Source organism: Rhodopirellula sp. J20-39 (assembly GCF_057365095.1).
On record NZ_CP195123.1, the window covers coordinates 3,696,900 to 3,708,578 of the forward strand.

8 protein-coding genes are annotated in these 11,679 nt (G+C 55.2%); 3 read left to right on the forward strand and 5 right to left on the reverse strand.

Features of this window, described 5'->3' with window-relative positions; genetic code table 11:
* Nucleotides 1–136: 136 nt before the first annotated feature.
* Complete coding sequence (locus tag ACR3ZL_RS13470; RefSeq protein ID WP_473653561.1) at nucleotides 137–331, reverse strand: DNA gyrase inhibitor YacG; 195 nt, start codon at nucleotides 329–331, stop codon at nucleotides 137–139.
* A 164-nt stretch (nucleotides 332–495) separates the two neighbouring features.
* Between ACR3ZL_RS13470 and ACR3ZL_RS13475 the strand changes: the two genes are divergently transcribed.
* Both ACR3ZL_RS13475 and ACR3ZL_RS13480 read left to right on the forward strand, forming a co-directional pair.
* Complete coding sequence (locus ACR3ZL_RS13475) at nucleotides 496–1,647, forward strand: retropepsin-like aspartic protease family protein (protein WP_473652619.1); 1,152 nt, start codon at nucleotides 496–498, stop codon at nucleotides 1,645–1,647.
* A gap of 240 nt (nucleotides 1,648–1,887) precedes the next feature.
* Nucleotides 1,888–2,817, forward strand: a complete 930-nt coding sequence (locus ACR3ZL_RS13480; RefSeq protein ID WP_473652617.1) for an Fpg/Nei family DNA glycosylase — start codon at nucleotides 1,888–1,890, stop codon at nucleotides 2,815–2,817.
* Nucleotides 2,818–2,960: 143 nt separating this feature from the next.
* Here the strand turns inward: ACR3ZL_RS13480 and ACR3ZL_RS13485 are convergent, their stop codons facing one another.
* Both ACR3ZL_RS13485 and ACR3ZL_RS13490 read right to left on the reverse strand, forming a co-directional pair.
* The gene (locus ACR3ZL_RS13485; RefSeq protein ID WP_473652616.1) at nucleotides 2,961–4,508 is read right to left on the reverse strand and encodes a sulfatase family protein; all 1,548 of its coding nucleotides are present in this window, start codon (nucleotides 4,506–4,508) and stop codon (nucleotides 2,961–2,963) included.
* Between the two features lie 232 nt (nucleotides 4,509–4,740).
* Nucleotides 4,741–6,219, reverse strand: coding sequence for an enolase C-terminal domain-like protein (locus ACR3ZL_RS13490; RefSeq protein ID WP_486173551.1), 1,479 nt, complete (start codon nucleotides 6,217–6,219; stop codon nucleotides 4,741–4,743).
* A 291-nt stretch (nucleotides 6,220–6,510) separates the two neighbouring features.
* Between ACR3ZL_RS13490 and ACR3ZL_RS13495 the strand changes: the two genes are divergently transcribed.
* A complete protein-coding gene (locus tag ACR3ZL_RS13495; protein WP_473652612.1) occupies nucleotides 6,511–7,203 on the forward strand; it encodes a DUF2293 domain-containing protein in 693 nt (230 codons plus the stop codon).
* An 86-nt stretch (nucleotides 7,204–7,289) separates the two neighbouring features.
* Here ACR3ZL_RS13495 and ACR3ZL_RS13500 read toward each other — a convergent pair whose 3' ends face one another.
* Both ACR3ZL_RS13500 and ACR3ZL_RS13505 read right to left on the reverse strand, forming a co-directional pair.
* The gene (locus ACR3ZL_RS13500) at nucleotides 7,290–9,281 is read right to left on the reverse strand and encodes an alpha-amylase family glycosyl hydrolase (protein ID WP_486173552.1); all 1,992 of its coding nucleotides are present in this window, start codon (nucleotides 9,279–9,281) and stop codon (nucleotides 7,290–7,292) included.
* Nucleotides 9,282–9,447: 166 nt separating this feature from the next.
* Nucleotides 9,448–11,673: an HAD-IIB family hydrolase gene (locus ACR3ZL_RS13505; RefSeq protein WP_473652610.1), complete on the reverse strand. Its 2,226-nt coding sequence runs from the start codon at nucleotides 11,671–11,673 to the stop codon at nucleotides 9,448–9,450.
* Nucleotides 11,674–11,679 lie beyond the last annotated feature (6 nt).

Consider the following 11,679-nt stretch of genomic DNA (forward strand, 5'->3'; position numbering starts at 1 on the left):
TTTGAGTGACCACGCCTTTGCCGGACTTTTGCCGGCCGATCGTGACACCCTCGCTTGGCTAACCTGAGCGATTTGTCCAATGCGTAACGTCTTGAACTTTAAACGAGCGGAAAATCCAGCGTTGGGTTAGGGGCGATCAATCTTCAGGCTCGTCAAGGTATTCGACCGGGCTATCACCAGGTTCACCCTCAAACGGAACCCCGATCTCCTCCTTAAACCATCGACCCAGGTCAATCATCTGGCAACGCGTCGAGCAGAATGGCGGCGTCGGTGATTCATCGGACAAAAACTTGCGGGTGCACGTAGGGCAAGTCATCGCAGTCGTTTTCATCGTACTCGGAGGCTTGTTATTCATGGCTTTGGCGGCCGGTTTAACGGTCTTGTTTTCTGGTCCGATCGGGTGGGCACGTTACAATGCCGCAAGATGAGGCGATATCGATTTGGGTTCGACTATCATCAAGTGGGCCGATCGCCCCATCCCCAGCAGGTATTTCGATGATACGAACACAACAACCAAGGGCAAGTCAGGGTTTCCGGTACGCCATCGTCGTCGCTGTAATCTGTAGCCTAAACATCCTTGCGGTCGGTTTCAACGCTGGCAATGTCGGATTGGTATCGGCGACCGAACCCGCCCAACCGTATTCCGATGCGGTGGTCAAAAAGGCCGAAAGAATTCTTAAGGAAGCGGGGCTGCGGCGCAGTGGAACTCGTTTGCAGTCCACCGACGCGGCGGATCTCGCCCGCACGCTTTCTTCGCTCAGTCGTAGTCGGCGGGAGTTGCGTCTTCAACAGAACGAATTGACGGCGGTGCAGGCATCGATCGAACAGATGGATAATCTGCTGGTCGGTCTGAATCGCAGTGACGGTGATTTGAATTTGCAGCTTACCCAGATTGCCGGCGACGATGTCATTGCCAGTAATCGGATTGTGGCAATGATCAATGCGACCCGCAGCAAAATCGCGGAGGCACGACGAGTCCGAGCAGAGAAGGTGGAGCTTTTACGCAAAACTCGCGCGGTGGTGAATTCAGCCGAAGCGGCTTACGCCGAACAGGTTTTTCAGGTTCGCAAACAAGTCGATGCGGCCAGCGACAAGTTGGAAGCTCAACTGAAGTTGGGCGACGTGAATATCGCTATCGAAGTCATGCATCGAAATTTTGATGTTCCCAAAGACGTGGGCGTCGGCGAAGTGTTCAGGTCGATCTCCAGTCGGTTGGCTTCCTTTGAAGCAGACGTTTTCCAGGAATCGATCCCGCTAGAAGTTGGATCCAGTGGTTCATTGGCGGTGATGGCTAGTCTGAACAACCAGCCCCTTTCGATGGTCGTTGACAGCGGTGCGACCGTGGTGACGCTTCCGGCTGATACGGCAACTCGGTTGAAGATCAATATTCCAGGCGATGCGGCACCGGTGACGTTAGCCCTTGCCAACGGTGCCAGGATCCAAGGCAAGCGAGTTTTCCTGGATTCGCTGAGAGTCGGCCAGTTCGAGGCCAAGCAAGTCGAGGCCGTGGTGCTCGAGCCGATCGCTGGCGGAGTTCAGCCGTTGCTGGGCTTGAGTTTCCTTGATCGATATCGGTTTGAACTCGACTCCAACGCCAAGACATTGAGCCTATTGGAAGTTACCGATTCGGACGCAAAAGCACCGTAGAGCGAAGTCTCGATTTGCGTCGCGAGCATTATTCGCAACCGTTCTCGCTTCGGTGATGGTGCTTGTAACTGATACGTTTCAAAGCTTGGCCGAAGTGGATGAGGCAACGAATCTCTCCAGTCAACTCGAATAGAATGGACTCATTACTTCGTTCACGACTTAGGACCGCAAGTCGCGGTTGTCGACGAGCGTAGAATACAGCAGCCCAGCTCAAGACCAGCCTGATCAAAACAAGAAGCGATGCCTGAATTACCCGAAGTCGAAACGATGTGCCGCGGCATTGCGGACGTTGTGGGACGAACGATCCAGGCGGTTGAGACGCCACCGTGTGCATGTCGCCCTTGTACGATCGAGCCGGATATCAGTGAGATGCAACGGCGGTTGGTCGGTCGCAGTGTGCAAGCGATTGAACGCCGCGGAAAACGAGTGATGTTGCGTTTCGATGGCGATGAGCGATTGGTCATCGAACCGCGAATGAGCGGGCTGGTTCTGTTGGCCGATCCGCCGTCGGTCGATCATTTGCGATTGCGTATCCGTTTTGCTGGGAAAAGCGACAAGTCCGCTGTCAAAGAGGCGTCTAAGACGAAGGGGCGGGGATCGACAAACAAGCCAAACGGTGACGAAATCGAACTGTTGGTGTGGGATCGACGTGGCTTGGGCACCATCCGATTGCTGTCGGGTGCGGAGTTTGCCGAGCAGATTGATTCGAGGTTGGGTGTCGACGCCTTGCAGATTGACGTCGCCGGTTTGCGGGGAAAACTGTTAAGTAGCTCTCGGGCGATCAAGGTCGCCTTGCTAGACCAAACCGTGGTCGCTGGCATCGGTAATCTGTACGCCGCCGAAATCTTGTTTGTCGCCGGTATCGACCCTCGCTTGCCTTGCCAGCGTTTGACCAGGCCGCAATGGATTCGCTTGCATGCCGCAATCTCGCTCGTTTTGGACGACGCGATTGTTCACGAAGGTAGCACGCTCAGTGACGGGACGTACCGAAATGTGCTGAACGATCCAGGCGGTTACCAGAACATGCACCGTGTCTACGATCGCAAAGGCGAGTATTGCCAGCGATGCACCAAGGGCGTGATCAACCGAATCGTCCAGGCACAGCGATCCACGTTTTTTTGTCCATCGTGCCAAAAACGATCCGGTAAACACGCCAGCGTTCTAGCCTAAAGAGTGCCGGATCGCCGATCGATACCGCCCGCGACTCGCCCGCGAATCATACGCCGACCGTAGCGGACGAGGTAACCAGTCCGTGCCTATTCGCTCTCGTTGAAAAGAACAAATACTTCGTTCATATTCAAAGAACGCCGTTGCTAGTTTGCCAACCTTGGTGCGGAATAACCTTGGTCGCGAATTTTCTTCAGCCGGTTCTTCAAGTCCGTAATTCGTTCCGGATTTTCGGCCGCCAAGTTGTCACGCTGTCCGATATCCGATTTTAGGTTGTAGAGTTCAACCGCTTGCTTGTCATCGGCCGGATAGTCGTGGCGGGTTTCCCAGTCGCGATTGCGTTGGGTTCCATATCCATCTTTGCTGTCGATCAGTAGCCAATCGCCGTGCCGGATCGCATAGCGATCTTGGTAGGTGTTGTGGATATGAGTCGAACGGATCGATTCGTTACTGCCCTTAAGCAACGGCAGGATATCATGAGAATCCTCGGCGGCCGACTTTGGAAGGTCCGCATTAACGACCGACGCGAATGTCGCCATCAGGTCAATTTGACTGACCAGCTCGTTGCAAACCGTCCCTGGCTTCACCTCGCCAGGCCATTTGATGATGTATGGAACATGGTGACCGCCCTCGTATAAATCTCGTTTCAATCCACGCAGAGGGAATGCGGACCAGTGCCCTGTCTTGAGATCTCGCTGATAGGCGTATTTTTCGGGTCCATTGTCGGCGGTGAAGACGACCAGCGTGTTGTCAGCCTGTCCGCTTTCTTCGAGAGCTTGCAATAATTGGCCGCAACTGGCATCGGTCTCCACCACAAAATCGCCATACGGTCCAGCTTGCGACTTGCCGTCAAATTCGTCGTTGGGAATGATCGGCGCGTGCGGCGACGGAAAGGCAAAGTACAGGAAGAACGGCTTGTCCGACTTGGCTTGTGATTGGATGTAGTCGACACCGCGTTGGGTGATGGTGGGGATGTTCTGATACGGATCCCAACCTGATACCATCGGTCCGGGACGGCATTCCCAGTTGCCTTCTTTGATCTCCTTCCACTTGGAAGCGTCCATTCGTTCGGTGGGCACTTCGGTGACGTGATCGTCCTCGATCCAACAGTACGGCGGAAAGTTGATGACGGTGTCGCCGAAATAGTGGTCGAAACCGTGTGCCAGTGGACCGTCCGGAATCGCCTTGGACCAATCGAAAGCTTCCGGTCCCCATTCGGTTCGTTTGCCCGTTCGAATTGGCTTAGCGTCTGGTTTTCTGATCGCGTCCCAATCCCAGCCGAGGTGCCACTTGCCAATCGCGGCCGTTTGATAGCCCGACTCGCGTAGCATCTCTGGCATCGTCAGTCGTTCCGCCTTGAAGACAGACTTCCCGAATGCGTTGACGATCCCATGAAAATCTCGCCAATGGTGACGACCGGTCAGCAGGGCGTAGCGGCTCGGCGTGCAGATCCCCGACGATGAATGCCCGTCGGTGAATCGCATCCCTTGCGATGCAAGCCGATCCAGATTGGGCGTAGGGATTTTCGAGTTTGCGGTGTAGCAACCCAGATCGCCGAAACCGAGGTCGTCCGCATAGATGACCAGAATATTCGGATGAGACTGATCCGTCCCCGCTTTCTCGGCGGCGAATGCAGGACCTTCCAGTGCAAAGCAAAGGCAAGCCAGAACGATTGATTGTGCGATACGCGACATAAAGGTGAGGCCAGTTGGAATGATGGGGTGGGGATTTGCGGAGGGGATGTTGTATGGGTGTGCCCATGATAAACACTTCGTCGCTGTCCGGGGGACAGTTGAAGTTCAGGCTGTAGACTGTCTCCGCGTCCCATCCTGGCGGTCGAGTTCATGCTTGGCAGCCCGAAGGCTATACACCAACAGGCGTTGCCTCCGCTCAGCGAGCAAGGTTTAACCTAGCATCGAACCGACGCTAATTCTCTGCGGCTGGTTCAGGCAGCGACCGTGTGATCTCGTCACTCCGGTAGCCAAATCCTGACCCGGATAGCGTTGATAAGTCCACCTGTCCCTCACGTCGCCGATAGATTCCAGGATGAATCTCAGCCTCGGCGTTGGACGCGGCCGGATAGAACTGCATCGCGTTGGTTTCCACTCCGCCGATCGTGCCGACATGCGCGGCCAGTCGAACATGGGGAATAGCCGCCAGCATCGGGTTGGTTAAGTCTTGCACCATGATTTGCATACCATGTGCTCTCGCCCAACAATGGCTCAACAATGCACCGGTTTGGGTTTTGCAGGTCTTCAGTGCGACTCCGGTCCATCCCAGTTGTCGACCGAGGCGAACGTGTTGCCAGTCGTGCGCACTCTCGTCCAGGAACAGTGGCTTGCGGTCCGATACCGAGTGCACGTCGATCCGATGTTGATCCAAGTCGTAGGGAAAGGGCTGTTCCACATACAGCAAAGCATCAAAGATGGACCCGTGTTCTCGCTTCAGTCGATCCAAGATCGCGTTGACGTATTCGGGCTCGTGGACTTGGCAATTGAAGTCGGCGGTTAACGCAGTGACATCATGTCGGGCAGCGACGTTTCCGACTTGTACCAATCGTTGGTAATCCCACTGCGAGTCGTTGCCACGCAGTTTGATCTTGAGGTATTTCAAACCGTCACGTTGAATCCAATCGTCCAGCAAAACCGGCACGTCGTCATTGGGTTCGTCACCAACTAATTCATCCGGTTCAATCGGGTCCAGCCCGCCGACCAAGTGCCATGCCGGTAGCGTCGTGGGGGCTTCAGCTACGAAGAAATCTTGGGGATATTTGCCCTCGAAATGAACGGCGGGATCGTCGGGGCTAAGGAACTTCCCTAGATCGCGACTCATGAAATCTTGGTTGTACGTCTGATAGATGTCTCGACCGCAGGAATTGCCGTACGCATCGTGTAGTGCGATGTCGAAGGCGCTGGCGCAGATCAACGCTGCCAGAAACGGCATAGGCTCGCCGTGTGCTGCAGTTGCGTCCGGCTTAACGGCGTCCGTTTGAGCGGCATCGATCGACCGATGGGCGGCAAGCAATTGAGGCAGGCGGTCTTGGATGAAATCATAGCCAATTTCCATCGCATGACCGAATTGGTTGATTTGGGGCCATACTTCGTTGCAGTCTTTGGCGAACTTGATCATGGATGCCAAGCGGGCATCGTGACTGAGCGAGCTGGGCCACGCCCATTGCACCGACAACGGTGTTTCGCCCCAACCTTCGGCCGTCCGCCCGGCACGATCCTGGACCGTCATTCGAACTCGCAAGCACGTTACATGGGTAAGCGTTTCGGCTCCGAACTTCAGCGGCACCCGCGTTTTGACGGGCAGCAGATACATTTGCGACTTCACAACGCGAACATCCGTGTCACGTTCCTGTTTCGCAACGTTGCTCGCTGAGTCAGATTTTGGTTGGGGCATGATTACTCGCTCGAACTACTTTCAATATCATGTTGTCACTGCCCATCAAGGTATAGCATTCCCGGACACGCCGGGTGTACCCAATGAAAATCATCCATGGAAGATCATCCGTGGGCGTGTGCAATCGATGCCCGGGCCCCGGCAAGGAACGGACCGACCGCGGTTTCTTGATCGATTCGACTTGCTCTTTATGGCTTGTGCTGGTTTCTTGTAATATCCGCGGCTCGCGACGGATTGTCGCCTCGTGGCATCGATTGCCAGTTTCTTTCCCGATCATTTTCCAAGAACGCAATGACATCGCTTCCCATTGAACAACAAACTCTTGTGGTCGCTCCTGGGAAGAACGACAAGACGGTCCGGCTGGAAAGCGGTGAAGTCGTTGCCGTCCCGGCCGGTTGGGAGTTGTTGCCTCCTGGAGATGCTGGCGTGACCCGGCGAGTCAAGGCCGCCGGGCCGACCTGGACGATGAAGGAAAAGAAGGGGCGGCGGATGTTTTCCAAAGGGTTGTGGGCGAACGCTGAACAGATCGCCAAAGCACGTGAATCAATGGAAGCGACTCGCTCGACGGCGGGCTACGCGAAGGCCAAGCAGGCGGCCAAAAAACGGCGAGATGAAAAACAGGAAGCCTACGTAGAAGACTTCCATGGTGCGGTTGTGGAGTTCTTGCGTTTCGACGAGCAATATGCCGCCATGGCACGGCGATTTGCCACCGCGGTGACGCAGCATGCTACTCCGGTGGGCAGCGGCACGGTTGCAAGAACCGAGCGGATCCCGATCCAGCGAAGAGCTGAGTCGGCGGTGATCGCTTGGATGCGGCACCAGACAACGGGGTATGACGACATGAAGATCGCCCGAGTCAAAGGTGAACGTCGCGAAGTGCGGCGTCAACTCGCCGAGCAATCTCGCAAGCTGCTACACAAATATCGCAGCGGTGCTCCCGAAGCAATGAAGCTGTGCCCCCTAGCCAAAGCCCTGCGAGGCTAAAAACCTAACTGGAATCTTCCGCCGCACAAAAACTACCCACCGTCCTGTGGCCCTGTGGCCCTGTGGCCCTGCATCGCTGTGGCCCTCTAAACCCGATGCAGCCATAAAAACTGATAAGGTTCCAACTGCAAATCTTCGGCCGTGGTGAGAGTTTGTCCGGTATAGAGGTCTTCGAAGAAACGGCCCATTCCAGCGGTGCGTAGCCGATTGGCGTCCACCGTTTGCGGATGTTCACTGAAATTGGATACCACGATGACGCGGTTGGAAGCATTCGCCCGAACATACGAAAGCAGAGACGGGCTTTGTGTTTCCATCAATTCCATATCCAAACCCGCGAACGCAGGCGTCGTTTTACGGATCTCAATCAGCTTTTGAAGCGACCGGAAGATGCGGCCTCGAATCGAACCGTCGTCGCCGAGTTCTTCCAAGAACTTCCACTGCATCTTTGGGCGGTGGACCCAGCGAGTGTCGCCCGCCTTCGCGGGATCTTTGACGAAGTCATAGTCGTTCAACGCACCCCATTCTTCGCCCAGGTAAATCAGCGGTATGCCGCCGATACTGAGCATGGATGCGTTAAGCAACAAGATGCGGCGAATCGCGAGCTCTTTCCAGTCTTCTCGGTCTGCCTCGATTGCCTGTTCCAATCCAGCGAGCGACGCTAGTGTGCCGCTAATTCGCATGTCACCTGTTTCCAGGTTGTGTTGAAACGGAACGCCGCGCGCGAACGAGCCATCGAATTGGCCGGTGTAAAATTCGTTCAGGAACTGACGGTGATGGTAGGCACTGATGCCAACCGCCGCTGCGTCTTCATCGTCGAACGTCCAGCCGATGTCGTCATGGCAACGCAGGTAGTTCACCCACGTGGTTTGCTCGGGAAGCTTGTGTCGGCGAGCAAGCGAGCGTCGCAACAGCTTGGTGTCGCGAGTTGCCAAGGACTCCCATAGCAACGCCATCAAGGTTGGGTTGTAAGACGTCTGGCATTCGTCGCGGCTGATGTACCGCACCACTTCGTCGGGGTGGACGATCGCTTCGCTCTTGAATACCAACCCAGGTGCAGCGATTCGTGCACAGGCATTGAAGGCTTGGATGATTTGATGGGCTTCAGGCAGGTTTTCGCACATCGTTCCCATCTGTTTCCAAATGAACGCAACCGCGTCCAGGCGTAGCAGATCGACGCCAGTATTGGCGATAAACAGCATCTCCGAGAGCATGGAATTGAACACATCCGGATTGCGGTAGTTCAGGTCCCACTGGAAACTATTGAAGGTCGTCCAAACCCAACGCTGCATCCCGTCGTGCCAAGTAAAACTTCCTCGACGAACTGTCGGGAAGATCTCACGCAGCGTTCGTTCGTATTGGTCCGGCATCGAGCGGTCTTTGAACAAGAAATAATAGTCTTCATGTTCACGGCTGCCGGATTGTGCTTGTTGAGCCCAGTAGTGATCGTCGGCGGTGTGGTTGAATACGAAATCCAGCACCAGCAAAATGTTGGCCTCTCGCAAATCATCGGCGAGCTGTCGTAGGTCCTCGATCGTTCCCACGCGAGGATCGACGCTACGGTAGTTGCTAATCGCATAACCACCGTCGTTGTTACCGGGACGAACAGCGAACAACGGCATTAGGTGCAGATAGGTCAAACCTAGTTTTTGGAAATACGGAATCTGCTCGCGTAGCTGGCCCAGGTTTTCACTGAACAAGTCAACGTACAACGCGCCGCCGACCAGTTTTTCACTTTGGTACCAGTTTGGGTTGTTGATTCGTTGTCGGTCGTGGATACGCAGCGACTCATCTCGCAATCGCCAGCCGCGAACCATCGTCATCAAGATCTGTTCCAGATGATAAAAGAAGTCCCACTGGGTGCCGTACAATCCAAGCAGCAATCGGAACAGACGGGGCCAGTGTTTCTGCAACCGACCAACCACCTCGTCGATCTCGTCCTGTTCAACGTCTTCCGCTTCCCAGAACGCTTCGAGGGTAGGCAGCATGCGCCGCAGCGCAACGAAAGCCTTTTCATCTTCGCTGGATTGCGAGACGTTCGGATGAGCAGCGGTGAAGGCGTCTGGTTTCAGTGCGATCATATCAATAGTGTGTGCTCATCCTTGGGGCAATTCGATACAAAGGTGGGATTCAAAGTTGTCAAAGCAAAACAGCAAGGGGTGATCTTCAAATCAGCACGATCTTGCTGGTTGTAACGAGTCCGCCTACTCGATAGCCGTTTCAGTTATTTTGGCCTGTCGGGCCAATCTATTCCGCGTTGGTGTCGTCCTTGGACGAGTCGGCCTCGACGCGATCGTTGGGGATCCGGATATGCCCAAGGAAATCATAGTACTCAATGCCTTCCAGGATTCCCCGAGCATGACAACCCTCGGCGAAATAGATCCGCGGAAGCCGTCGCAGCTTTTCCAGCTCCGGGCTGTAGTTCCCGACGACGACACCGAGGGTGGCTCCCTTCAACATACCTTCGTCGTTTCCACAATCGCCGGCGACCAGCATGTGATCGGCGTCGAAACCCCAGCGATAGGTTAGATGGCGGAGCGACAGCTCGCTTCCCCCTCGTAGTGGGATGACGTCTAAGAACGAGCCAAGCGAAAGAATGACCTTCACTCGCAAACCCGCTTCACGCAACCGTTTGCGAATGTCGTTGACCGATGGAATTACCTCCGGATCAATGCGATAACTGATTTTGAATTCGGTCTGGTCCTTGTCCTTTTGCAGATACAAGCCTGGCAAGTCGTCCAGAACCTCATGCACCGCCGCGAGGTTCCAATGGTGAGCAATCTGTTGACGCCACGATCGGTCCAGCGTTAGATCAGCACCATAGTAGAGCTCGGTGCCAACAGCGGCGGATAGAACATCGGGACGTGGAAGTCCCAGTTCTTCGATCAGCTTCATCGCCTCGGCGAGGGACCGTCCAGTATCGATACCGAAACCGACATCTTGCCCCTTCGTCTTCATCAGTTCGACGAAATCGTTCAGTGCAGCGTCGTCACCGGTCAGGGTGTTATCCAGATCGGTCATGATGATCCGATCGAACTCCGGCAGACGCTTGGATGATCGAGTCAGCGACAACGCCGGCGGCGCGGATTGCTGAGTGATCTCTCGCACATCACGTAGATAACGATCCACGTGCGTCTTCCAACTGTAGTGTTGTCGCGTGCCAGTGATGCCGTTGTCCGACCACTCTTTCCACTGTTCCGGTTCACTCAGACAACGCATGATCGCGTGGTCGATGTCTTCCGGTGCGAATGGATCGATGAGTAAGCCGTTTTGACAATTCGCGATGATGTCACGAGGACCGCCATCGTTCGTCGCTACAATCGGCACGCCGCTCGCCGCCGCTTCCAACAGCGTCAAACCGAACGGTTCTGTCATCGCGGGATTGACGAAGACACCGCGGCCTCGGGCCACCAAGCGGTACAGGTCGGGAACGTCGTTGGGGCGGTGCGTCTTGGGGTACGCCACCTTGCCATACAAATTGTAGTAATCAATCAGGTGCAAGACGTTGGTAATCACCTTACGCTGCGACGGCGCCAATTGCCGGATGTCTTCACGCGAACCCATTACGAGAACGAGGTTAGCGGCTTCTTGCATTTTGGGGTTTTCACCGTAAACCCGCACCAACATTTCCAGATTTTTACGCTCGTCCGGTCGCGCCATCGCCAATACGATCGGCTTATCCGGTTCTCGCAAGAACGGTGTCAAACCGTCATAGATTGGCGGAAGCGGCTCGCTCGGATCATCGGCATAGAAGTTGGTTAAGTCGACGCCTGGCGGGATCACCTCCATCCGATCGGGCTGGTAGTGGTGATAAATCGAATACTGTTGTTCAACTTCCTGGGCGGTGGAGGTGATCACCATCGCGGCAGTTTCCAAGGCCGTCTCTTCGCCCTCTTCACGGATCGAGAACTTGAACTTCCGTTCGAGGTCATCAATCGACTTGGGGTTCTTGGAATTCGCCGCCGATGCGATCATTCGTTCTCGTTTGACCCGTCCCAGCGAGTGTCCGGTGAAGGCGTAAGGAACGTGCAGCAGTCGAGCTAGCTGGGCGCCGGCGTAACCCGCGTCGGCATAGTGACCGTGGATCAAATCCGGTAAACCGGTCCGACGATAATGACCGAGCATTTGGTCAATGAACGATTCCAGGTATGGCCACAGGCCTTCTTTCCGAAGATATCGCTTGGGTCCGAAAGGCACCCGAATGATCTTCGCCTTTTCGCTAAGTTGCTCGGTGACCTGTGCGTAATCAGGGCCCACGCGGTCATCGAAAATTTGGCGAGTGACCAGTTCCACCGACGAAACTTCGTCGCGTTGAGAAAGCTCGTGGGCGAGTTCGAGAACGTACTTGATTTGGCCGCCGGTATCGGCGTCGCGACCTAGTTCCACGTCGTGTCCGCGGATCAAGCCGTGAAGGCTTAGTAGGGTAATTCGTAGGCCGTCACCGGAGTTTGCAGGGCGATCGGGTAAACTCATAACACT